Here is a 22,932-nt window from a genome sequence, read left to right as displayed (position 1 = left end):
GGGTGCACCGAAGTGGCCCCGGACGTCCGGGCGTCAGGCGCCCCGGCCGTCCAGGGACTCGATCGTCGCGTTCGACGGGGCCGTGCGGTCCCTCAGGTCGCGGGAGACGTCCTCCGCGTCGCGCAGGACGCGGACCGCGTTGGACCAGGTCAGTTTGGCCAGGTCCGGGTGCGACCAGCCGCGGTGGAGGAGCTCCGCCACCAGGTTCGGGTAGCCGGCGACGTCGTCCAGGCCCGACGGGGTGAAGGCCGTGCCGTCGTAGTCGCCGCCGATGCCGATGTGGCCGATGCCGGCGGCCTCGCGCATGTGGTCGAGGTGGTCGGCGACGGTGGCGGCGGTGGCGACCGGGCGCGGGTTCGCCTCCTCGAAGGCGCGGTGCAGCGCCATCGCCTCGGCGGTGGTGTCGAGGTGGTCGAAGCCGTGCTCCCGCAGGTTCTCGTCCGCCCGCGCGGTCCACTCGACGGCCGCCGGGAGGATGAACTTCGGCACGAAGGTCGCCATCGCCACGCCGCCGTTGGCGGGCAGCCGCTCCAGGACGTCGTCCGGGACGTTGCGCGGGTGGTCGCAGACCGCGCGGGACGAGGAGTGCGAGAAGATCACCGGCGCGGCGGTGGCGTCGAGGGCGTCCCGCATGGTCGTGGCGGCCACGTGCGAGAGGTCGACCAGCATGCCGGAGCGGTTCATCTCGCGGACGACCTGCCGGCCGAAGGCGGAGAGCCCGCCGACGCCGGGGTCGTCGGTCGCCGAGTCCGCCCAGTCGTTGTTGTCGTTGTGGGTGAGCGTCATGTAGCGCACGCCCAGGGCGTGCAGCGCGCGCAGGGTGGCGAGGGAGTTGTTGATCGAGTGGCCGCCCTCGGCCCCCTTGAGGGAGGCGATGCGGCCCTGCTTCCGGGCCGCCTCCATGTCGTCCGCCGTCAGCGCGGGCGCCAGGTCGGCGGCGTACCGCTCCAGGAGCTGGTCGACCACGTCGATCTGCTCCAGGGTGGCGCTGACGGCGTCGTCCCCGGTGAACCGGCAGGGCACGTACACCGACCAGAACTGGGCGCCGACGCCGCCGGCCCGCAGCCGGGCCAGGTCGGTGTGGAGCGCGCCGGTCTGGTCGGCCGCGATGTCCATGCGGTCCAGGTCGTAGCGGACGTGCTCGCGGAGGGCCCACGGCAGGTCGTTGTGGCCGTCCACCACCGGGTGGCCGGCGAGCAGCTCGCGCGCCTCGGCGAGGCGGTCGGCGGCGGTCACCGGGCGAAGCCGAAGGACTCGGCGCCCTCGACCTTGGCGCGCAGCCGCTTGCCCTTCTCGGTGGCCTGGTCGTTCAGCTCCCGCTGGAAGGCGCGCATCCGGTCGAGCAGGGCCGGGTCGTGCGCGGCCAGGATGCGGGCCGCGAGGAGGCCCGCGTTGCGGGCGCCGCCGACGGAGACCGTGGCGACCGGGACGCCGGCCGGCATCTGCACGATGGAGAGCAGCGAGTCCATGCCGTCGAGGTACTTCAGCGGCACCGGCACGCCGATGACCGGCAGCGGGGTGACGGAGGCGAGCATCCCCGGCAGGTGGGCGGCGCCGCCCGCGCCCGCGACGATCGCCTTGAGCCCGCGCCCGGCGGCCTCCTCGCCGTACGCGATCATCTCGCGCGGCATCCGGTGCGCGGAGACGACGTCGACCTCGTACGGGATCTCGAACTCGTCCAGGGCCTGGGCGGCGGCCTCCATGACGGGCCAGTCGGAGTCCGAACCCATGACGATGCCGACGACGGGGCTGGTGCTCATTCGGTGATCGTCCCTCGCAGGTAGCCGGCGGCGTGGCGGGCGCGCTCCAGCACGTCGTCCAGGTCGTCGCCGTAGGTGTTGACGTGGCCCACCTTGCGGCCGGGCTTCACGTCCTTTCCGTACATGTGGATCTTGAGCTGCGGGTCCCTGGCCATGCAGTGCAGGTACGCGGAGTACATGTCCGGGTAGTCGCCGCCCAGGACATTGCACATCACGGTCCACCGCGCGCGGGGGCGCGGATCGCCGAGGGGCAGGTCGAGGACCGCCCGGACGTGGTTGGCGAACTGCGAGGTGATCGCGCCGTCCTGGGTCCAGTGGCCGGAGTTGTGCGGGCGCATCGCCAGCTCGTTGACGAGGATGCGGCCGTCCGTGGTCTCGAAGAGCTCCACGGCGAGGTGGCCGACGACGCCCAGCTCGCGGGCGATCCGCAGCGCCAGCTCCTGGGCCTGTCCGGACAGCTCCTCGGACAGGTCGGGGGCGGGGGCGATCACGGTGTCGCAGACGCCGTCGACCTGGCGGGACTCCACGACCGGGTAGGCGACGGCCTGGCCGTGCGGGGAGCGGACGATGTTCGCCGCCAGCTCGCGCGCGAAGTCGACCTTCTCCTCCGCGAGGACCGGGACGCCGGCCAGGAAGGGGTCGCGGGCGTCCTCGGGGGAACGCACGAACCAGACGCCCTTGCCGTCGTAGCCGCCGCGCACGGTCTTGAGGATGATCGGGAAGCCCCCGACCTCCGCCGCGAAGGCCTCCGCGTCCGCCGGGTCCGCGACGATGCGGTGGCGGGGGCTCGGCGCGCCGATCTCGTCGAGCCGGGCGCGCATCACCCCCTTGTCCTGCGCGTGCACCAGCGCGTCGGGCCCCGGCCGGACGGGGATGCCGTCCGCCTCCAGGGCCCGCAGGTGCTCGGTGGGGACGTGCTCGTGATCGAAGGTGATCACGTCGCATCCGCGCGCGAAGTCACGCAGCGTGTCCAGGTCGCGATAGTCGCCGACGACGACCTCGCTCACCACCTGGGCCGCGGAGTCCTGCGGGGTGTCACTGAGGAGCTTGAACTTGATGCCGAGGGGGATGCCCGCCTCGTGGGTCATTCGGGCGAGCTGACCGCCACCGACCATGCCGACTACCGGAAACGTCACCCTCTTAGGGTATCCGCACCATCGGGGAACACTCGTCCGGCTGTGTTTTGTCACAAGAGGGGCGCCCCCGACGGGTGCGGCGGGGGTGAGGTTCGGCCATGGTTCACGCGGTACACCGGCATGTGCCAGAGGCCCTGGTTAGCATGGACTGGTTGACGTCACCCGGGCGTCACCCGGACGGACGGGACAGAGCCATCACCATGAGTGAACCCGGCGCGCTGCGCGCGCGACTCGACCGGCTCTTCCGCGAGGTCGCGAAGTTCGGCGCCGTGGGGGCCGTGGGGGTCCTGGTGGACCTCGGGGTCTTCAACCTCGTGCGCCACTTCACGGACCTGCCCGTCGTGCGGGCGAGCGTCATCGCCACCGTGGTCGCGATCGCGTTCAACTACGTCGGCTTCCGGTACTTCACCTACCGGGACCGGGACAAGAGCAGCCGCACCAAGGAGATGTCCCTCTTCCTGGTCTTCAGCCTGATCGGCCTGGTGATCCAGAACGGTCTGCTCTACGCGGCGACGTACGGCTTCGGCTGGGACGGCCCGCTGGCCAGCAACTTCTTCAAGTTCTTCGGGATCGGGGTCGCGACCCTGTTCCGCTTCTGGTCGTACCGCACCTGGGTCTTCCGCGCCCTGCCGGCGAAGGAGGCCGTGCAGACCGCCGAATCGTTCCTGGAGCAGGCGCCGCCGCGGCAGGCGACCCGCCGCCAGCCCGACCGGGTCTGACCGGGATTCCTCAGCGTACGGGCCGGTCCGACGGCCGGTCCGAGACGCTCCTGGCCTCGCGGCCCAGGAAGAGCGCGAAGACCGGCGGCTGCTGCTGGAGGAGCTCCAGGCGGCCGCCGTCCGCCTCCGCGAGGTCGCGGGCGACCGCCAGGCCGATGCCGGTGGAGCTGCGGCCGCTGACGGCCCGCTCGAAGATCCGCGCGCCGAGGTCGGCCGGGACGCCCGGCCCCTCGTCGGTGACCTCGATCACGGACTGGTTGCCGGTGACCCGGGTCCGCAGGGCGACCGTGCCGCCGCCGTGCATGAGCGAGTTCTCGATCAGGGCGGCGAGGACCTGGGCGACCGCGCCCGGGGTGCCCACGGCCCGCATCCCCTGCTTGCCGGAGTGCACGATGGCCCGCCCCGCGCTGCGGTAGGCCGGCCGCCACTCCTCGATCTGCTGCTTGACGACCTCGTCCAGGTCGAAGGCGACGGCGGAGCCGGTCCGGGGGTCGCGGGAGTTGGTGAGGAGCCGCTCCACGACGTCGGTGAGCCGCTCGACCTGGGTGAGCGCGATCGTCGCCTCCTCCTTGACCGTGTCCAGGTCGTCGGCGAGGGCGACCTCCTCCAGGCGCATGGAGAGCGCGGTGAGGGGGGTGCGGAGCTGGTGGGAGGCGTCGGCGGCGAGCCGGCGCTCGGCGGTGAGCATCCGGGCGATCCGCTCGGCGGAGGCGTCGAGGACGTCCGCGACCCGGTCCAGCTCGGGCACCCCGTACCGCTTGTGCCGGGGGCGCGGGTCGCCGGAGCCGAGGCGCTCGGCGGTCTCCGCGAGGTCGGTGAGCGGGGAGGCGAGCCGGTTGGCCTGCCGTACGGCGAGGAGGACGGCGGCGACGACGGCGAGCAGGGCCACCGCGCCGATGATCAGGAGGGTGCGGCCGACCTCGGCGGTGACGGCCGAGCGGGACTCCTCGACGATCACGGTCTCGCCGCGCTCGCCCTCGGCGCTGCCCCGGATGACCTCGCCCTCGGGGCGCTCCCCGATCGAGATGGGGTCGCGGCCGGGGATGAGGATCTGCGCGTACCGCTTGGCGCCGCTCTGCTCGGCGAGGATGTCCGGGTTGACCGGCTCGCCGCCGATGAGCCGGCTGTCCACGATGGAGACGATCCGCAGCGCCTCCGAGTCCACGCTCTCCTGGGCGCTGCCGGCGATCGTGCGGGTCTCGACGATGACGAGGGAGACGCCGAAGACGGCGATGACGACGAGCACCACGGCGAGCGTGGAGTTGATCAGACGGCGGCGCACGGAGGCTCTTTCGCTGGGGGGCTAGCTCTTCTCGAAGCGGAAGCCGACGCCGCGCACGGTGGCGATGTAGCGCGGGTTCGCCGCGTCGTCGCCGAGCTTCTTGCGCAGCCAGGAGATGTGCATGTCGAGGGTCTTGGTGGAGGACCACCAGGTGGTGTCCCAGACCTCGCGCATCAGCTGGTCGCGGGTGACGACCCGGCCGGCGTCCCGGACGAGGACCCGGAGCAGGTCGAACTCCTTGGCGGTGAGCTGGAGCTCCTCGTCGCCCATCCAGGCGCGGTGCGACTCGACGTCGATCCGCACGCCGTGGGTGGAGGGGGCGACGACGGGCTCGGCGGCGCCGCGCCGGAGCAGGGCCCGGACCCGGGCGAGGAGCTCGGCGAGCCGGAAGGGCTTGGTGACGTAGTCGTCGGCGCCCGCGTCGAGCCCGACGACGGTGTCGACCTCGTCGGCGCGGGCGGTGAGCACCAGGATGGGGATCGCGTGTCCCTCGGCGCGCAGCCGCCGGGCGACCTCCAGGCCGTCCATGCCGGGGAGTCCCAGGTCGAGCACGACCAGGTCGACGCCGCCCTGGAGGCCGGCGTCGAGCGCGGTGGGGCCGTCCTCGCGGACCTCGACCTCGTACCCCTCCCTCCGCAGGGCGCGGGCCAGCGGTTCCGAGATGGACGCGTCGTCCTCGGCGAGCAGTACACGGGTCATGGGGTGATGGTAGTCCGCACGGCACCCGGGCCGGGGTGCGATCCGCCCGGCGCGGGGGGACCCTGCGGATCTTGTGGGCATCTTGTGTGTGACCTTCGAATGACCCTGTACGGTTGCATCCTCACCTGTGATCCATCTCTCAAGTCCTTCCATATCCGGCACTGTCGTGTCGTATGGTGTTGAGGCGTCTGTAGCGGTATTCGGGGACCTTTGGCCGACTTGGTGGGTCGGGGTCCTCTTTTCTGCGTGAGGTCGGCCCCGCCGCCCTCGATGACGCCGAATGACCTGTGGGCCGGGTTCCGGGACGTGAAGACGCGTCTCCCGGGGCGTGGATCCCGGCGGAGTTCCACGATTCCGCCGGTGCCGGCCTCCCCCACCGGGCGCACCCCGCTCACAAGGCGAGCGTCCCGACAGAGCAAGGATCGACATGGCGTCCAGCCTGACGGCGTCCTCCACCGGGATTCCCGAGTACGAGAAGACGTTCCTCGGCCACCCCCGGGGCCTGGCCACCCTCTTCATGACCGAGATGTGGGAGCGCTTCTCCTACTACGGCATGAGGGCCCTCCTGGTCCTGTACCTGGTCTCCGGCGGCGTGGACGCCGCCACGGGCAGCCAGGGCGGCGGTCTCGCGATGACCGCGGCGACGGCGACGGCGATCTACTCCGTCTACGTCTCGATGGTCTACCTCATGGCCATGCCCGGCGGCTGGTTCGGCGACCGCGTCTGGGGTGCCCGCAAGACGGTCGCGATAGCCGCGTCCGTGATCATGCTCGGCCACGTCGCGCTGGCCGTCCCCGGCCAGGCGATGTTCTTCGTCGGCCTCGCGCTCGTCGCGGTCGGCTCCGGTCTGCTGAAGGCCAACATCTCGACGATGGTCGGCCACCTGTACAAGGACGCGGACGACCCGCGCCGCGACGGCGGCTTCACGCTCTTCTACGTCGGCATCAACCTGGGCGCGTTCTTCGCCCCGCTGGTGATCGGCACCGTCGGTGAGAAGGTCAACTGGCACCTGGGCTTCGCCCTGGCCGCCGTCGGCATGGGCCTGGGCCTGGCCGTCTTCCTGGCCTTCGCCAAGACGCTGAACCCGAAGAGCAGCGAGGTCCCGAACCCGCTGTCCCCGGAGGAGCGCAAGGCCGTCCTCACGAAGACCGCCGTCGTCGTCGCCGTGGCCGCCGTGTTCTACGGCACCGTGGTCGCCCTCGGCATGTACACCCTGAACTGGGCGATGGTCCCGATCACCCTCGCGGGTCTGATCATCCCGGTCGCCGTCCTGGCGCGCATCAAGCGCGACAAGGACCTGAGCTCCGGCGAGCAGTCCCGGGTGACCGGCTACATCTGGTTCTTCGTGGCCGCCGCCATCTTCTGGATGATCTACGACCAGGGCGGCTCGACGCTGTCGCTGTTCGCGGACGACAAGACCGCGAGCACCATCTTCGGCCTCGGCTTCCCGGCCACCTGGTACCAGTCGCTGAACCCGCTGTTCGTGATGGCGCTCGCCCCGGTCTTCGCCTGGCTGTGGCTGTGGCTGGCCCGCAAGAACCAGGAGCCGAACACCATCGTGAAGTTCGCGATGGGCCTGGTCCTGGTCGGCGCCTCCTTCTTCGTCTTCATCGTCCCGATGAACATGGCGGGCGACGGCACCAAGGTCTCCCCGATGTGGCTGGTCACGATCTACATGATCCAGACCATCGGCGAGCTGTGCCTCTCCCCGGTCGGCCTCTCCGTCACCACGAAGATGGCGCCGCAGAAGTACGCCTCCCAGATGATGGGCGTGTGGTTCCTCGCGGTCACCGCCGGTGACTGCACCACCGGTCTGCTGTCGATCGCGGGCGTCGACCTCAACGGGACGGGGATCATCGCGATGGAGGCGTCCCTGGCGGTCCTGGCCGGATTCGCGATCTGGATGTACCGCAAGAAGGTCCAGAACCTCATGGGCGACGTCCACTGACGCTCCCCGCCGCTCCACGCGCGAGGCCGCCGCACCGATCCGGTGCGGCGGCCTTCGCCGTTCTCGGGGCTCGCGGCGGCCCGTCGGTCGCCGGGGGGGGCGGGACGGCCCGTCAGTCGCCGGGGGCGGAGAGTTCGGCCCAGACGGTCTTGCCGGGGGCCCCGGGGGTGCGCTCGATGCCCCAGTCGCGGCAGAGGCGCTGCACGATGAACATGCCGTGGCCGCCGGGGCGGCCGGCGCGGTGCGGGGTGCGCGGGGCGGGCTGGCCGGCGCCGCGGTCGGTGACTTCGAGGCGCAGCACCTTGGGCAGCCGCAGGACGCGCAGGCTCTCGGGCCCGTCGGCGTGCAGGCAGGCGTTGGTGACCAGCTCGGAGACGACCAGGAGGACGTCCTCGGCGGCGGCCCTGCGGTCGGCGGTGTCGGCGGGCAGCCAGCCCCACTCGTGGAGCGCCGTCCGCGTGAAGTCGCGGGCGAGCGGCACCGTGCCGCTGGTCTCGCCGAGGGCGAGCGTACGGACGTCGGAAGCTTGGTCCATCAGCGCTTCACCTCACCGATCGACAGGACGGGGACAGGACGTGCGGAGCCGGGGCGCGGCGGGCCGGAGGCCCAGCGGGCCCGGGGCCCCGGGAGCGGCGGGCCCGTGCGGGCCCGGCCCCCTCGGGCCCCGCTCACTCGGGCAGCGCGGTCGCGAGCGTCTCGTGGACGGTGAAGACGGTGTCCGCGCCCGTGATGTGGAACACCCGGGCCACCGCGGGCCGCATCCCCACCAGGTGCACCGCGCCACCGGCGGCGTCCGCCCGCAGCCGGGCACCGAGCAGGACGTTGAGTCCGGTCGAGTCGCAGAACTCCAGACCGGAGCAGTCGACGACGAGCCGGGAACGGCCCGCGTCCAGTGCCCCGTCCAGGGGTTCGCGCAGGAGTTCGGCGGTGTGATGGTCGAGTTCGCCCACCGGGGTGAGGACTTCGCTCTCCCCCACGGTCCGCGTCTCGACCCGCAGCCGCGCGGGCAGTGCGCTGCCGATGTGTTCGCGGTCCATGGCCGTGCCTCTTCTCGCTCTCGCGGATGCCGACTGACGTGCCTCGAACACTACAAGCGGGGCGGCCTCCGATGCACACGAGGTCCATCTCATAACCAGACAAACGGGATTATTGGCACTTGCAACCTTCAGGGTCGAGCAGGTAGGGCTAGAGAGAACACCCGAAACGGCCGGCTTGGAGGCGCCGCAAACCGCTGCGAGAAGAACCCGAAGGAGACCCATGTCACCCCGGCTCGACGCCACGCGTACCCCCGACGCGCCGTCGGCAACCCTTTCCGTCGACCCCACCACCCCCCTCCCCGGCGAGCTCGCCGACCGGCTGCTCGACCGGCCCCTCGACCGGATCGGTCCGGTCGACGCGCGCGCCCTGTCGAAGGACCTCTTCGCCCGCCTCGCGGAGCTGGAGGAGGGCACCCACGACCACGCGTACGTCCGCAACACCCTCGTCGAACTGAACCTCGCCCTCGTCCGCTTCGCCGCCGCCCGGTTCGGCACCCGCAGCGAGCCGATGGAGGACATCGTCCAGGTCGGCACCATCGGCCTCATCAAGGCGATCGACCGCTTCGAGCTCTCCCGCGGCGTCGAGTTCCCCACGTTCGCGATGCCGACCATCATCGGCGAGATCAAGCGCTTCTTCCGCGACACCTCCTGGTCCGTGCACGTACCCCGCCGCCTCCAGGAGCTCCGCCTCGACCTCGCCCGGGCCACGGACACCCTGTCCCAGCGCCTGGACCGCGCCCCCACCGTCGCCGAGCTCGCCGAGGAACTCGGCATCGCGCCGGAGGAGGTCGTCGAGGGCATGACGGCGAGCAACGCGTACACCGCCAGCTCGCTCGACGCCCAGCCCACCGAGGAGGACGGCGGAGGCGGCGAGGCCGCGCTCGCCGACCGGCTCGGCTACGAGGACAACGGCATCGCCGGCATCGAGTACATCGCCTCCCTCAAGCCGATGATCGCCTCGCTGCCCTCCCGCGAGCGGCAGATCCTCTCCCTGCGCTTCGTCTCCGGCATGACCCAGTCGGAGATCGGCGAGGAGCTCGGCATCTCCCAGATGCACGTCTCCCGGCTCCTGGCCCGCACCCTCACCCGGCTGCGCCAGGGCCTCACACTGGAGGAATGACCTCCGGCTCCCGCCCCGAGCCGCCACAATGGCCGCAGCCGCGAGAACGGCCGCGGAAGGGCCCGTTCACGGTCTGCCGACCCCGGACGGGCCCTTCCGCGCACCACCAGGCGTACGGCCGGGGCGCGTTGTTGACGCGCCGTCCGGAATGGGCCACATTGAGCCCGGGGGTTCAGGGGGGAATCACATGGTTTCTGCGTACGCGGAACTGGAAGGGCTGATGCGCGGCAGACTTGGGGGCAGGGAGTGCCTCTACGTGCCGTCGTGCCGCTTCGGCCTCTACCTCGCGCTGCGCCACTGGTGCGGACCCGGCGGCAGGGTCCTGATGTCACCGGTCAACGACGACGTCATCCTCTTCGTCGTCCTCGCCGCCGGCCTGCGCCCGGTGCAGGCGCCGCTCGACCCGCGCGACGGCTCCGTCGACGCGGCGGCCGTCCCCGACTCCGTCTGGAGCGGCCTGTCCGCCGTCCTCACCACCAATCTGTACGGCAACCCCGACCCGGCACCGGAGCTGCGGGAGCGCTGCGACCGGCTCGGCGTCCCGCTGATCGAGGACGCGGCCCACGCGATCGGCTCCACCGTCGGCGGACGCCCGGTCGGCACGTACGGCGAGGCGTCCGTCTTCAGCCTCTCCAAGCACGTCCACGCCAAGACGGGCGGCTTCCTCACCCTCGCCGACCCGACCCTGCGCGACGAACTGGCCGCCGCTCGCGACGCGTTGCTGCACCCGACCCGCGCCACCGCCGAACTCGCCCACCTGGCCCGGCCGTACGCGGAGGCCGCCGTGCGCGGACTGCGCCTGACCGGGGCCGCACGCGCCACCCTGCGGGCGCTCCGCCTGGAGGAGCGGGAGGAGATACGGATGCCGCTCCGCCCCGGCGCCCTGGAGCGGGCCCTCCCGGCCGCGCCCGCCCTGGACCCCTTCCACTCCTGGATACGCGTCGACATGCACGACTACCGGCTCCGGCCGGGCGCCGCCCGGCTCCGCCGCACCGGCCGCCGCCTGTCCCGGCTCGACACCGTCCTCGACGCCCACCGGACGGGCACCGCCCGCCTCCTGGCCAGCGAGTACGGCTCCGCCGGCGGCGGGCCCGGCGCGGAGCCCCAGCCCCTCTTCCGGGTGCCGCTGCTCGTCGAGGACCGGGACGCGGCCGTCGCCGCCCTCGCCCGGCGCCGGATCACCACCGGCTACCTCTACGACCCGCCGCTCGACGCCTACGCGGGCGAGCGCTTCACCGACCCCTCCCCCGCGCCGGAACGCGCCGCCTGGTTCGCCCGGCACGCCCTCCCCGTGGACCCGCGCCGCGCGGACGACGCCCTCGCCGCCCTGCGGACCGCCGGACTGCGGCCCGCCCACCCGTCGGCGGCCCTCGGCGGCGCCCGGTGACCGAGACCGTACGACTGCGGGGCACGGACCGCGCGGAGGACGAGGAGCCGCCGCGCGGGGCCCCGGAGGAGCAGGCGCCCGGAGGCTCGGGCGAGAGCTCCATGTTCCGCAACGCCTACGCCCTGATGCTCTCCACCGGCGTCTCCGCCGCCCTCGGCCTCGGCTTCTGGCTGGTCGCCGCCCGCTACTACTCGGAGGAGGCCGTCGGCCAGGGCTCCGCCGCCATCGCCGCCCAGCGGCTCCTCGCCTCCCTCACCGCGACCACGATGATCGGCGCCGTCGTCCGGTACGTGCCCCGGGCGGGCCGCGCCACCGGGCCGCTCGTGCTGCGCCTGTACCTGGTCAGCACCGTCGTCGTCACCGTGGCCTGCGGGGTCTTCCTGCTCACCCTGGACTGGTGGGGCCCCTCGTACGCCCCCCTCGGCACCCTGTCCGCCGGGCTCTTCTTCACGGCCTCCTGCGTCGGCTGGGCGCTGCTGACCCTCCAGGACGGCGTCCTCACCGGGCTGCGGCGGGCGATCTGGGTCCCCGTCGGCAACGCGGTCTTCTCGCTCGGCAAGCTGATCCTGCTCGTCGCCCTGGCCGCCGCCGTGCCCGTGCTCGGCGTCTTCGTCTCCTGGTCGGCGGCGATCGCCCTCTCGGTGGTCCCGCTGGCCTGGCTCGTCTTCCGGCGGCTCATCCCCCGGCAGGCGCACGCCGACCGGGACCGCGAACCGCCCCGGCTGCGCGAGATCGGCCGCTTCATGGCCGGGGACTCCGTCGGCGCGCTCTTCAGCCTCGCCATGATCAACCTGCTGCCGGTGATGGTCGCCGTCCGCTTCGACGCCGCCCACAACGCCTTCTTCTACACGGCGTACACCGTCGGCGGCACGATGGAGTTCATGGCCATCAACATGGCCTCCTCGCTCACCGCGCACGCCTCGCACAGCCCGGAGTCCCTCGCCGAGGGGGTCAGGGGCGCGCTGCGCCGCATGGCGCTGCTGCTCGTCCCGGTCGTCCTCGTCCTCGTCGTCTTCGCCCCGCTGATACTCGCCCCCTTCGGCGGCGACTACGCCGAGCACGGCACGACCGTGCTCCGGCTGCTGGCCGCCGCCGCGCTCCCCCGGGTCGCCGTCGAGCTGTACATCGGCGTGCTGCGCGTCCAGGGACGTACGGGGATGCTGGCCGCCGTCCAGGGCGCGATGTGCGTCCTGGTCCTCGGCAGCGCGGCCGCCCTCCTCGGCCCGTACGGCATCGGCGGCGCCGGGATCGCCGTCCTCGCCTCGATGACCGTGATGGCGGCGGTGTGCGTGCCGGGGCTCCGGGCCGTCCTGAAGGGGCGCACGCCGGTGGTGCCGCCCCGGGAGGCCGCGCGGACGAAGGCCAGGGCCGAGGACGGCTACGGCACCAACTGGGCGCGCGAGAGCGCCTATCTGCGCGGGGCGCACGACTCGGTGACGCCCGCGTTCGGCATCCCCGTCTTCGTGCCCCCGGAGCGGGCGGCGGAGGAGCGGCGACCCGCGCCCGCCCCGGCGGTGGCGGCGGACCGTCCTCCGGAGCGGTGGGCGACCCCGCTGTGGCTGCTGCTCGGCCTGGCGGCGGGGCTCTTCTGGTTCCCGCTGGCCCACTCCCACGAGCTGGACGTCGAGGAGCTGTCCGGCACCGGGCTGCTCTCCGCGCTGCCGCCCGTCACGCTCCTCGCCGGACTGCTGCTCGTCGCCCTCCAGGGCGCCGCCGCGGTCCCGCGCGCCTTCCGGCCGGGCTTCGCCGCCGCGGTCCTGCTCACCACCTTCCTCGCCCTGCACACCGCCCCGCCGCTGCTCGGCCTGCGGCCCGCCGACGCGGAGGGGCCCGGCGCCGCGCTCCTGGGCGAGGGCGTGGAGCGGGCGGTCGTCCCGATCGCGCTCCAGGCCCTGTGCCTGCTGCTGGCGGCCGTGCTGCTGCGGGTGCTCGGGGCGGGCGCCCGGGTCACGGCCGGGGTGGTGTGGGTGCTGGTCTGGGCCGGCTGGGCGGGGCAGCAGGCCTTCGCCGCCGCCCCGCTCCCGCTCTTCCTCGGCCTGGCCGGGACCACGATGGCGGTGTGCGCCTTCCGGGGCCTGGCGGGGGGCCGTCGCTGAGCCTCCGGCAGGACGTGCCCGGGGGTCAGCGGTCGGGCACGTCCTGCCGGAAGTACGGGTCCTGCCCGGCCGTCCGGTAGCCCTCAAGGCCCGGGCCCTTGTTGACGGTCAGGTCGCAGCCGGGGCCGGGAACCTCCCGGTTCCAGTGCACGTACGCGCGTGCCTCCGGCAGCGTCGGCGCCACCTCCGGGATCTTCGCGTACCAGTCGCGCTGCCGCTCGGGCCGCTCCGGGTCGGGGGCGGTGGAGAACTCGGAGAGCATGATCGGCTTGTCGGCGGAGACGTTCTTCCGCATCCAGTCGTAGCTGGGGCGCTGGCTCCGGTCGAAGTCCAGCCAGTCCGGCGACTTGTGGCAGAGGTAGTAGTTGTACTGGTCCATGCCGATCCAGTCGACGTAGTCGTCGCCGGGGTACAGCCGCTTCATCGTCTCCGCGTTGCCGAGCCAGCCGGAGACGGTCCACACCCACACGACGTTGGTGACGCCGAGCTCCTCGAAGCGGTCGCGGACGTGCCGGTAGGCGGCGACGTACTCCTCCGGGGTCCCGGCGCCCTCCGGGATGCGGAAGTCGGCCTCCTGGTCGAAGGAGAAGAAGACCCGCTTGCCGTACGCCTTGACGCGCAGCGCCTGCGGGTCGATGACGGAGGCGTCGTACGTCCCGGCGGCGATGTTCTTCCAGCCGAGCTGTCGCTCGGTCCAGTTCGCGTGGTGCTTCTCGGTCCAGACCGTGGACTCCCAGGCGAGCATGAGGAGCCGCTCGCGGCCGAGCTCGACCTCGTCGGGGGTCAGGAGCTGCCCGTCGGCCTCGCTGCCCGACATGTCGTGGTACGTGTAGACGAGGTCGAGCTTCCGGCCGATCTTCTTCTCGAAGGCGTGCACGGGCCGGGTGAGCGAGCTGTCCTCGTCGTACGGGATGTAGGCGCCCCACCAGGCCCCGCACGGCGGGGCGAGGACGGCGTCGGGGGCGCAGTCCCTCCCCTCGCCCTCGCGCAGGGCCGACCAGACGCCGATGCCCGCGGTCAGCGCGCCGACGGCCGCGAGGGCGACGGCGATCCGGGACGCGGTCCCGGAGCCCGCCTGCCGCCCGGTCATCCGCCCCCACCGGCCCCGCGTTTGCGCGGCAGCGGGACGCGGGCGCCGTCGCGCTCGACGGCCCCGCGCGTGGCGGCCGGGAGGGGCACGCCGGGCAGGACGGAGGCGACGGTCACGAAGAGCGCCAGGACCACCAGGAAGAAGGTCAGCGAGAAGGCCTGCGAGAGGAACATCGCGGTCGCGGTGAGCGTGGCGACGGAGAGGCTGACCGGCGCGGCGAGCGCCAGGGCCTCCAGGCGGGCGCCGGGGCGGAGGCCGACCGGCTGCGGGAGCAGCAGGGCGAGGCCGGGCGCGAGGGAGACGAAGGCGAGGACGGGGATCCAGCGCAGCGGGGAGCCGCCGGGGAACGCCGTCGCGGCGAGGGCGACCCAGCCGGAGGCCGCGAGGGCGGCTCTGCGCTGGACGCGCGGGGTCAGGCGTGGGTGGGCCATGGCGGGTACCTGCTCCTCGGGCTCGGGTGTGCTCTGGGGGTGGGGGTGCTCTGGGCTCGGGTGTGCTCTGGGGGTGGGGGCTCATCCGCCGCCGGCGGGCCGGTGGCGCAGGACGAGGCCGTACTCGTTCTCCTCCACGACCTCGAAGAGCGGGGAGCGCTTGAGGGCGGCCCGGAGCCGGTCGAAGCCGCCGGCCGGGAGGTAGCCCTCGCCGATGACGGCCTCGCCCTGGGTGCGGGTGAGGAGCACGTAGGCGGGCTTGCCCTCGGGGATGCCGCCGGCGAGGTAGGAGGCCGGATCCTTCAGCATCCGCAGGTTCTCGTCGACCTCCTGCTCGGTGAAGAACCAGCGCTCGTACCGGTCGTAGCGGTAGTACGCGTCGGGGAAGGCGCCGGTCGCGGCGAGGAACAGGGAGCCCTCGGGCGCCCGGTCGAAGGCGCGGCGGGTGAGCGCGGTCTCGCCGGGCGGCGCGTAGTGCATCCCCTCCTTGCCGTAGTACGAGGGCAGGAAGCCGGCCAGCATGGCGATCAGGGTGACGGGCAGGGCGACGGCGGCCACGCGGCGGGCGGCCGTGGCGGCGCGGCTCGCGGCCCCGACGGCGGGGACGAGCGCGGCGGCGGCGAAGAACGCGGAGCCGGGCAGGCCGAAGAGGTAGACGCGGAAGACCATCTCGCCGCCGTAGTCGTTGACGGCGAACATCGGCAGCGGCGCGGCGGCGGCCAGGACGAGCGGCAGGGCGCTGCGGGCCAGTTTGCGGCGGAGCAGCACGGCGGCGACGGCGAGGCCGCCGAGGGAGAGCACCATCAGGATGTTGGCGCTGCCGACGAGCTCGGGGCCGGGGCCCGTGGGGTCGCCCGCGAAGCCGGGGCGGGAGTTGGCGAGCAGGTCGCCGGCCTTCTCGCGCAGGGTGCCGAGGGTCTCCAGGAAGAGCTCCCGGCCCATGGTGAGGTTCCAGGCCAGCATGACGAGGCCGCTGGTGACGAGGAGTCCGATGTTGCGGTAGCGGCGGGTGAGGCAGAGGGCGAAGAGCGTCGCGCACAGCATGATCGGGGTCAGCTGGTGGCTGGCGTTGATGGTCGCGATCACCGGCAGCAGGATCAGGACGGCGATCGCCCGCTGCCGGGTGGTGGTGGGCGGCGGGACGGCGGAGGCGGCCGGGTCGAGCGTGCTCCGGTCGCGCAGCGGGCCCGCCGAGCCGGGCAGCACGAAGTGGCGGACGACGACGGCGAAGACGGTGAGGTAGAGCAGGTACGAGAAGCCCTGCGGGGACAGGTAGTCCTGGCCGACCCAGTTCGCCAGCTGGAAGATCCACACGCCGGTCCACACGAGCCGCCAGTCGTCGCTGAACGTGCGGTAGACGAGGATGAGGACGGGGACGGTGAGCAGGCCGAGGGCGACCGGGGCCCAGTTGATGAAGGACGCGGCGGCGTCGACGCCGAAGGCCCGGACGAGGGCGGCGTCGAGGGAGAAGAAGCCGGGCCACTGGTCGTAGGCGGACATGCCGCCGGAGAGCTCGGTCCCCGGGTGGACGGTCCCCTGGTCCAGCAGCCGGCTGATGATCGCGTCGTGCTTGGACGCCCAGGCGTACCGGACGTTGTCGTAGAGGATCGCGGGCGGCGCCTTGAGCGCGAAGAGCATCGCCGCGCAGTAGGTGGCGGGCCAGAGCGGGGCGGTGCCGGCCCGGCGCAGGGTGAGGACGAAGCCGCCGGTCAGGACGGCGAGCGAGGCGTAGAAGGTGAGCGGGAAGCGGTCGAGGAGCCCGAACTCCGCGATGTTCCGGAAGTCGATCCGGGGCAGCGCCCAGGCCCAGAGCGCGGCGGCGAGGAGGAGGGGGAGGAGGTTGAGTGCGTCGGGGGAACGGAGGGCGGTGAGGGAGGTGAGGGAGCGGGGCCCGCTGGGAGTGGGGGTGGTTCCGGTGCCGGAGGCGGTTCCGGTCCCTGAGCCGGGGGCGGTTCCGGTTCCGGTGACGGAGGCAGGGGCGGTCCCGGCGGCGGGGGCGCTCCCCGAGCCGGGAGCGGGGACGGTTCCGGCATCGGGGACGGTTCCGGTGGTGGCGGGAGCCGGGGCGGCTCCGGTAGCGGCCCCCGAGGCGGCCTCGACCCCGGTCTCGGTGCCGGTTCCGTTCTTGGCCCCCGCAGGGGCGGGCCCCTTGGGCTCAGGGGACTCCTGGGTCTCCTGGGGCTCCAAAGAGTCCCGGGACTCCGGGGATTCCCGGAAGGTCTCCTCCCCCGGTTCCTCCCCGCCCGTCGTGGAGGGTCGCGACGGCGCACCACTCCCGGTCACCGGTGCGGGCACCTGACGCTGCACGGCCTCTCCCCCCACGAACTGTCCCTTTCGGCGAAGTACGGAAGGTACTTCGGTCTCGTCGGTGCGTCCAACACCGGCCGTGAAGGCCGGGGTTGCTGATCTCCCACTGCTCTTGCGGGCGCTGCTCAGCCCGCGAACTCGGGTCCCTTGAGCAGGGCGCGGGCCCTGCGGTACATCCGCCAGCCGACGGTGGGCAGCGAGTCCGGGTAGGGCGCGGCCTTCGCGCCCCGCCCCTCCATCCACCGCTCGACGTCGGCGACGGTGTGGCTCCGGCGCAGGATGAGCCGGGCGATGCGGTAGACCTCGTCCGTGCCGGAGCTGAGCGCGTGCCGCACGGCGACCGCCGAGGCGTACCCGGCGGCCTCGGCGGCCCGCCGGACGGCCGGGCTGTTGTAGCCGTGCGGATAGGCGAGGTGCGCGACCTCGTGCCCGAGCACGTCCTCCAGGACCGTCTTCGCCTCGCGCAGTTCGCGGCGCAGGGCGTTCGGCGCGAGGGTGTCGAGCTGCGGGTGGGTGACGGTGTGGGCGCCGATCTCCATCCCGTACTGCTCCAGGCGCGGCGCCTGGGAGAGGGTCATCATCGGCGCGGGCGGCAGCAGACAGGGCCGGCCGGGGGTGATGGCGCCCGTGGTCAGGTACGCGGTGGACGGGAGGCCGCGCGAGGCGAGGGCCTCGGCGGTCGGCCCGGCCAGGTCGGCGAAGCCGTCGTCGAAGGTGAGGACGACGGGCCGGGGCGGCAGCGGGGTGCCGGTGGTGAGGTGATCGACGAGGGTGCCGACGGTGACGGCGGTGCGGCCGCAGGCGACGATCGCGTTGAGCTGGGCGGCGAACTCCTTCGGCGAGACGGTGAATTCGGCGATCCAGTCCGGCGGGTCCTCCATCACGGCGTGGTAGAGCAGGACCGGTATGAGGACCCGGGGGGCGCGGGGCGCCCGGGACCGTCCGGACGTGCGCGTCATCGGGAACCCCCCTTCCGCAGGCGGGCCTTGGCGTAGCCGAGCGGGCCGTAGAACATGCCGCGTCGCTCCAGTCGGGAGAGGCTGCGAGGCCAGGGGTGGTGGTGGGTGCCGTGCTCGCCGGGAACACCCCCGTCGGGAGCCTCCCCTCGCCGGGCGGTCATCGTACGGGCGTGCGCGAGGCCACGCGGCAGTCGGGCGAGGAGCGCGGGCAGCAGCCGGGGCCTGCGGACCAGGGTCGCGGTGAGGTACGCGGTGAGGCCGGCGCCGTAGCCGTACGCCTGGTTCCGCAGGTCCTGCCAGGTGTCGCGGTGGTGGTGCCAGACGAGGGCCCGCGCGGTGTAGCGGAGGCGGAAGCCGGCGGAGAGGACGGCGACGAAGGCGTACAGGTCGTCGCCGCCCTTCGCGGCGGTCCCCGTGCCGGTGGCGGGGTCGAAGCCGCCGGCCCGGCGCAGGGCGTCGGCGCGGAAGGCCATGTTGGCGCCGGAGCCGAAGCTGCCGGCGGTGAACGGGAAGAGGGGTTCGTCGGCGGGCGGCCGGGCCGGGTCGTACAGACGGGGGGCGAAGCCCTTGGCGAAGCCGCCGTGCGATTCGAGGAGGACCTGGGCGGGGGTGGCGAGCCGGGCGGGCAGGATCAGGCCGGTGACGCAGCCGAGGCCGGGATCGGCGGCGAAGGGCTCGGTGAGGGCGGTGAGCCAGTGCGGGTCGGCGACGACGTCGTCGTCGGTGAAGGCCACGACGGTGCCGTCGGCGGCGGCGAGCCCGGTGTTGTGGGCGACGGCGAGGCCGGGGACGTCCTCGCGGACGTACCGGACGCGGTCGGCGTACTTCCGGACGACCAGGTCCCGGGTGTCCCCGGTGCGGGGCGCGTTGTCGACGACGATCAGCTCGAAGTCCGGGTGGTCCTGGGCGAGGAGCGAGTCGAGGGCGCGGGCGAGCTGCTCGGGGCGCTCGCGGGTGGCGACGACGACGGAGGTGCGGGGCGGGGCGTCCGCGCCGCCCTCCTCCCGGCTCTCCGCGAACCGCTCGGCGAATCGCTCGGCGAACCGCTCGGCGTCGGAGAGGGGCGCGGTCCGGGCGAGCCGTTCCCGGGCGAGGGCGGCGAGCACCCCGGCGGGGTCCTCGCCGTCCGCGACGGTGCCGACGACGGTGGCGGCGGGCCGCCCCCGGAGCCGTACGAGCGCGTAGACGTCACCGGCCTTCACCTCCGGTCCGCCGGGCGCGGGCCGGAACGACAGGACGGGCCCCCCGGGCGCGGCGAGGTCGAGCTCGGCGACGGAGAGGGGACGGGGGAGGGGGGCGGGGTGGTTCAACGGGGATCTCCCGGGGACGTGACGTACGGACGGGGGCGCGGGAGGGTCAGCGCTCGCCCCGCAGGCGGGCGATCCGGTTGAGGGCGGTCCGGCCCCGGGCGGCGAGGGCGGGGCGCTCGCGGACGAAGGAGTGGAAGCGCCGGGCGGGCTCGCGTCCCACCCAGTGGAGGGCGGCGCGGACGCCGGGCCGGACGACGGCCCCCTCGTACACGGTCAGCTCCCCGGTCTTGAGGGCGTCCTTGTACTCGGCGTCGCCGCGCCCCAGGTCGAGCACGCCGATCCCGGCGGCGGCCGCGGCCTCGGCCATCCGCAGGTGGAGGACGAGGCCGGGCGAGTACTTGGCGAACTCGGGGTCGTACGCGGGGAACCAGCAGGACAGGACGGTCGCGGACCGGAGCCCGAAGTGGGCGGCGACGGGCCGCTCGCCCGCGTACAGCACGGAGAGGACGCCGGAGCAGCCGGGCGTGCGGAGGGCGTGCAGGCGGCGGACGAGGGCGGTGATCCACTCCTTGGCGAAGCGGTCGCGTCGGCCGGTCCTGCGGTACTGGGCGGACTTCCACTCCATGAGGGTGCGCAGGGCCGCCGGGTCGCGCTCGTCGAAGACGAAGCGGACCTCGCCGTCGGCCCGGCGGGCGAGCCGCCGTTCCTTGGCGAGGGTGGTCTTGAGGAACTTGGGCGACTGGACGCGCAGGAGGGCCTCGTAGGCGGCGTACCCCTCGCCGACGTCGATCACGGGCGAGGCGAAGGACTCGACGGCGGCGCCCTCGAAGACGGGCTGGCCGTCCTCCAGGTTGTCGAACTTCCAGCCGGCGAGCCCGCAGTGGCGCAGCAGGGCGCGCGCGCCGGGCCGCAGCCCGTCCCGCAGGACGGCCCCCTGGCTGTCGGAGACGCCGAACCCGATGGCCCGTCCCTGCCCCAACGGCCCCTTCTCGTACGGGAAGAACCCGACGGGCTCGTCCCCCTCCCACCAGACGGCGACCCGCGCCCGGGGCCGCACCTCGGCGACCACGCGCGTGAACTCCGGCTCCATGAAGGGATTGGCGGGCGCGCCGGACTTGGCCCGCAGCTCCCGCCACGCCTCGACCTCGCGCGCGCTCAGCTCCCCCGGCCTCACGACCCGCATGTGGACAGCGCTCACCCTGCCGACCCCCCGGTCTTCCCCCCTGAGTCCTGCCAGGACAGGACGGTACCCGTCCGCAACGCTCGGAGACAGGGATACTCGGTCTTTCCGTGACCAACCCGTGAAGGTGGGGACAGGTCGAAGTCCCCTACGGGTACGGGACCTTCCCACCCCCGCCCCGGAAACCCCGTGGCGGCGGCGCGCGGGTCCCCGGTACCGTCGGCCGCCCCTGTCCCCGCCCCGGCCCCGGAACGAAGGCACCGCCATGACCACCCCCCGCCCGACGACGACCCTCTGGCGCCCCACGGGCCCCGCGGAGCTGGCCCTCGTCCGGGAGTCGGGCTGGCGCGCCTGGCCTCCCCGCCTCCCCGAGCAGCCGATCTTCTATCCGGTCCTGAACGAGGACTACGCGATCCGGATCGCCCGCGACTGGAACGTCAAGCACGACGGCGCGGGCTTCGTCACGCGCTTCGAGGTCGACGCGGAGTTCCTGCGCAGGTACCCGGTCCAGCGGGCGGGCGGACGGACGATCCTCGAACTGTGGGTGCCGGCGGAGGAGCTGGAGGAGTTCAACGCGCATGTCGTGGGGGAGATCCGGGTGGTCCACGCGTTCCACTGAACACCGTTCCCCCTACCGAGGAGTCCCCGATGAGCGTGCGCCGCGTAGTCCCCAACCTCCGTACCGAATCCCCGCGCGAGAACAGGGACTTCTACGGTCTCCTCGGCTTCGAGCAGGTCATGGACCACGGCTGGATCGCCACCCTCGCCTCGCCGGCCGTGCCCGCCGCCCAGGTCAGCCTGATGGGCGCGGACCTGACGGCCCCCGTCTCCCCCGACCTGAGCGTGGAGGTGGAGGACGTGGACGCGGTGTACGCGGCGGTGCGGGCGGCGGGCGCGGAGGTCGTGCACCCGCTGACGGACGAGGAGTGGGGCGTCCGGCGCTTCTTCGTACGGGACCCGGACGGCCGGGTGGTCAACGTGCTCGGCCACCGGCCGAACGGGTCCTGACGGAACCGCTCCCGGAAGTGCGGACCGGCGTCCGGCTCGGGCCGGTCGACCTCGACGGCCACGGGCCGCCCGCCCCGCGACCGCGCCGGATGCACGGTCCCCGTCCCACCGGCCCCGAGCTCCCGCTCGACGGCGTATTCACCGATGCGCTCCGGCAGGCCCGGCCCCGCTTCCCTGCCTCCCCACGGGAGGACCACCTCCCCACGCGCTGCGGCCATCGGTACGACCGGTCGCTCGGGTCGCGCGGGTTTCCGGCCCCGCCCCTCAGACCACCCTCACACCCCTCCTCCACACCCCCGCCACCAGCGGCACGCCCGGCCGGTAGGCCAGGTGGACGTGGGACGGGGCGTTCAGGAGGGTGAGGTCGGCTCGGGTGCCGGGGGTGAGGCGGCCGACGTCGGTGCGGCGGAGGGCGGCCGCGCCGCCGGCCGTGGCGGACCAGAGGGCTTCGTCGGGGGTCATGCCCATGTCCCGGACCGCCAGGGCGATGCAGAAGGGGACGGAGGAGGTGAAGGAGGAGCCCGGGTTGCAGTCGGTGGAGAGGGCGACCGTGACGCCCGCGTCCAGGAGGCGGCGGGCGTCCGGCCACTCGGCGCGGGTGGAGAACTCCGCGCCCGGGAGGAGCGTGGCGACCGTGTTCCCCGAGGCCAGGGCGTCCACGTCCGCGTCCGTCAGGTGCGTGCAGTGGTCCGCGCTCGCCGCGTCCAGTTCCACCGCCAGCTGGACGCCGGGGCCGTACGAGAGCTGGTTGGCGTGGATGCGGGGGTGGAGGCCCTTCGCCCTGCCGGCGGTGAGGATCGCGCGGGCCTGGTCGCCGTCGAAGGCGCCCTTCTCGCAGAAGACGTCCACCCAGCGGGCGTACGGGGCGCAGGCGTCGAGCATCTCGCCCGTCACCAGGTCGACGTAGGCCGCCGGGTCGTCGGCGTAGTCCGGGGAGACGATGTGCGCGCCGAGGTAGGTGACCTCGTCCGTGTGCTCGGCGGCGATGCGCAGCGCGCGGGCCTCGTCCTCGACCGTCAGGCCGTAGCCGGACTTGGTCTCGAAGGTGGTCGTGCCCTGGGCGAGGGCCTCGCGCAGGTAGCGGGCGACGTTCGCCGACAGGGCCTCGTCGCTCGCCGCGCGGGTCGCCGCCACCGTCGTGCGGATGCCGCCCGCCTTGTACGGCTGCCCGGACATGCGGGCGTTGAACTCGGCCGTGCGGTCGCCCGCGAAGACCAGGTGCGAGTGGGAGTCGACGAAGCCGGGGATCACGGCCCGGCCGTCCGCGTCGAACCGGTTGTCAGTGGCGGGTGCTTTGCTGGATTCACCGACCCAGACGACGCGGTCGCCTTCGATGACGACGGCCGCGTTCTGGATCAGGCCCAGGGGGGTCCCGTCACCGAGGGAGGGGTCGTTCGTGACCAGGCTGGCGATGTTGACGATGGCGGTGGCGGGCGCCGCCACGGCGCTGTTCGCGCTCGTGGGGGCGGAGGTCGCCGCCGCGCTGTTCCTCGCCTCGGGGCCGGTGTTCATGATGAGGGGTG

The 22,932-nt window shown here is 73.5% G+C and carries 21 protein-coding genes; 7 read left to right on the top strand and 14 right to left on the bottom strand.

Annotated elements, in window-relative coordinates:
• Positions 1-33: 33 nt before the first annotated feature.
• Genes ACIQD7_RS26745 through ACIQD7_RS26735 form a run of 3 tightly spaced genes read right to left on the bottom strand, consistent with a single transcriptional unit; the run spans position 34 to position 2,875 of the window.
• The gene (locus ACIQD7_RS26745; RefSeq protein ID WP_402444853.1) at positions 34-1,236 is read right to left on the bottom strand and encodes a dipeptidase; all 1,203 of its coding nucleotides are present in this window, start codon (positions 1,234-1,236) and stop codon (positions 34-36) included.
• Positions 1,233-1,760 (bottom strand): 5-(carboxyamino)imidazole ribonucleotide mutase, encoded by a 528-nt coding sequence (gene purE / locus ACIQD7_RS26740; RefSeq protein ID WP_161371643.1) that lies wholly within the window; start codon positions 1,758-1,760, stop codon positions 1,233-1,235. Before purE ends, ACIQD7_RS26745 begins: the two co-directional genes overlap by 4 nt.
• Positions 1,757-2,875, bottom strand: a complete 1,119-nt coding sequence (locus tag ACIQD7_RS26735) for a 5-(carboxyamino)imidazole ribonucleotide synthase (RefSeq protein ID WP_202526887.1) — start codon at positions 2,873-2,875, stop codon at positions 1,757-1,759. Before ACIQD7_RS26735 ends, purE begins: the two co-directional genes overlap by 4 nt.
• Before the next feature lie 221 nt (positions 2,876-3,096).
• On the opposite strand from ACIQD7_RS26735, the gene ACIQD7_RS26730 reads away from it, so the two are divergent.
• Complete coding sequence (locus ACIQD7_RS26730; protein WP_402444851.1) at positions 3,097-3,615, top strand: GtrA family protein; 519 nt, start codon at positions 3,097-3,099, stop codon at positions 3,613-3,615.
• A 10-nt stretch (positions 3,616-3,625) separates the two neighbouring features.
• Here ACIQD7_RS26730 and ACIQD7_RS26725 read toward each other — a convergent pair whose 3' ends face one another.
• Both ACIQD7_RS26725 and ACIQD7_RS26720 read right to left on the bottom strand, forming a co-directional pair.
• Entirely contained in the window at positions 3,626-4,897 is a 1,272-nt protein-coding gene (locus tag ACIQD7_RS26725; protein ID WP_121829835.1) for an ATP-binding protein, read from the bottom strand.
• Positions 4,898-4,918: 21 nt separating this feature from the next.
• Positions 4,919-5,596, bottom strand: a complete 678-nt coding sequence (locus ACIQD7_RS26720; RefSeq protein ID WP_121829834.1) for a response regulator transcription factor — start codon at positions 5,594-5,596, stop codon at positions 4,919-4,921.
• Between the two features lie 427 nt (positions 5,597-6,023).
• Between ACIQD7_RS26720 and ACIQD7_RS26715 the strand changes: the two genes are divergently transcribed.
• Positions 6,024-7,544: a peptide MFS transporter gene (locus ACIQD7_RS26715; RefSeq protein ID WP_121829833.1), complete on the top strand. Its 1,521-nt coding sequence runs from the start codon at positions 6,024-6,026 to the stop codon at positions 7,542-7,544.
• Between the two features lie 112 nt (positions 7,545-7,656).
• Here the strand turns inward: ACIQD7_RS26715 and ACIQD7_RS26710 are convergent, their stop codons facing one another.
• On the bottom strand, positions 7,657-8,079 hold the full coding sequence (locus ACIQD7_RS26710) for an ATP-binding protein (protein ID WP_121829832.1): 423 nt from the start codon (positions 8,077-8,079) through the stop codon (positions 7,657-7,659).
• Positions 8,080-8,212: 133 nt separating this feature from the next.
• Positions 8,213-8,581, bottom strand: coding sequence for an STAS domain-containing protein (locus ACIQD7_RS26705; RefSeq protein ID WP_121829831.1), 369 nt, complete (start codon positions 8,579-8,581; stop codon positions 8,213-8,215).
• A gap of 220 nt (positions 8,582-8,801) precedes the next feature.
• Here ACIQD7_RS26705 and ACIQD7_RS26700 point away from each other — a divergent pair, with 220 nt between their 5' ends.
• From ACIQD7_RS26700 to ACIQD7_RS26690, 3 genes are all read left to right on the top strand, one after another.
• On the top strand, positions 8,802-9,701 hold the full coding sequence (locus ACIQD7_RS26700) for an RNA polymerase sigma factor SigF (RefSeq protein ID WP_402444848.1): 900 nt from the start codon (positions 8,802-8,804) through the stop codon (positions 9,699-9,701).
• A gap of 220 nt (positions 9,702-9,921) precedes the next feature.
• On the top strand, positions 9,922-11,088 hold the full coding sequence (locus tag ACIQD7_RS26695) for a DegT/DnrJ/EryC1/StrS family aminotransferase (protein ID WP_402444913.1): 1,167 nt from the start codon (positions 9,922-9,924) through the stop codon (positions 11,086-11,088).
• Entirely contained in the window at positions 11,085-13,184 is a 2,100-nt protein-coding gene (locus ACIQD7_RS26690) for a lipopolysaccharide biosynthesis protein (RefSeq protein WP_402444846.1), read from the top strand. Before ACIQD7_RS26695 ends, ACIQD7_RS26690 begins: the two co-directional genes overlap by 4 nt.
• 25 nt (positions 13,185-13,209) lie before the next feature.
• Here the strand turns inward: ACIQD7_RS26690 and ACIQD7_RS26685 are convergent, their stop codons facing one another.
• The 6 genes from ACIQD7_RS26685 to ACIQD7_RS26660 form a co-directional block, all read right to left on the bottom strand.
• Positions 13,210-14,274 carry a glycosyl hydrolase gene (locus ACIQD7_RS26685; protein ID WP_402444845.1) on the bottom strand — a complete coding sequence of 355 codons (1,065 nt, stop codon included), beginning with the start codon at positions 14,272-14,274 and terminating at the stop codon, positions 13,210-13,212.
• Complete coding sequence (locus tag ACIQD7_RS26680; RefSeq protein ID WP_383411459.1) at positions 14,271-14,705, bottom strand: hypothetical protein; 435 nt, start codon at positions 14,703-14,705, stop codon at positions 14,271-14,273. The genes ACIQD7_RS26685 and ACIQD7_RS26680 overlap by 4 nt, the downstream gene beginning before the upstream one ends.
• An 81-nt stretch (positions 14,706-14,786) precedes the next feature.
• Positions 14,787-16,892: a hypothetical protein gene (locus tag ACIQD7_RS26675; protein ID WP_402444842.1), complete on the bottom strand. Its 2,106-nt coding sequence runs from the start codon at positions 16,890-16,892 to the stop codon at positions 14,787-14,789.
• Positions 16,893-17,137: 245 nt separating this feature from the next.
• The gene (locus ACIQD7_RS26670; protein ID WP_402444841.1) at positions 17,138-17,971 is read right to left on the bottom strand and encodes a polysaccharide deacetylase family protein; all 834 of its coding nucleotides are present in this window, start codon (positions 17,969-17,971) and stop codon (positions 17,138-17,140) included.
• Positions 17,968-19,281 (bottom strand): glycosyltransferase, encoded by a 1,314-nt coding sequence (locus ACIQD7_RS26665; protein ID WP_402444839.1) that lies wholly within the window; start codon positions 19,279-19,281, stop codon positions 17,968-17,970. The genes ACIQD7_RS26670 and ACIQD7_RS26665 overlap by 4 nt, the downstream gene beginning before the upstream one ends.
• A 46-nt stretch (positions 19,282-19,327) precedes the next feature.
• Complete coding sequence (locus tag ACIQD7_RS26660) at positions 19,328-20,404, bottom strand: GNAT family N-acetyltransferase (RefSeq protein WP_402444911.1); 1,077 nt, start codon at positions 20,402-20,404, stop codon at positions 19,328-19,330.
• A 262-nt stretch (positions 20,405-20,666) separates the two neighbouring features.
• On the opposite strand from ACIQD7_RS26660, the gene ACIQD7_RS26655 reads away from it, so the two are divergent.
• Both ACIQD7_RS26655 and ACIQD7_RS26650 read left to right on the top strand, forming a co-directional pair.
• Positions 20,667-21,020 carry a hypothetical protein gene (locus ACIQD7_RS26655; protein ID WP_402444837.1) on the top strand — a complete coding sequence of 118 codons (354 nt, stop codon included), beginning with the start codon at positions 20,667-20,669 and terminating at the stop codon, positions 21,018-21,020.
• Positions 21,021-21,049: 29 nt separating this feature from the next.
• Positions 21,050-21,409, top strand: coding sequence for a VOC family protein (locus ACIQD7_RS26650; protein WP_402444835.1), 360 nt, complete (start codon positions 21,050-21,052; stop codon positions 21,407-21,409).
• 264 nt (positions 21,410-21,673) lie between these two features.
• Here ACIQD7_RS26650 and hutI read toward each other — a convergent pair whose 3' ends face one another.
• Positions 21,674-22,921: an imidazolonepropionase gene (hutI, locus tag ACIQD7_RS26645; RefSeq protein ID WP_402444833.1), complete on the bottom strand. Its 1,248-nt coding sequence runs from the start codon at positions 22,919-22,921 to the stop codon at positions 21,674-21,676.
• Between the last annotated feature and the right edge of the window lie 11 nt (positions 22,922-22,932).

This window comes from Streptomyces sp. NPDC093071 (assembly GCF_044754545.1).
Classification (GTDB): Bacteria; Actinomycetota; Actinomycetes; order Streptomycetales; family Streptomycetaceae; genus Streptomyces.
This window is presented reverse-complemented; position numbering and strand designations above follow the sequence as displayed.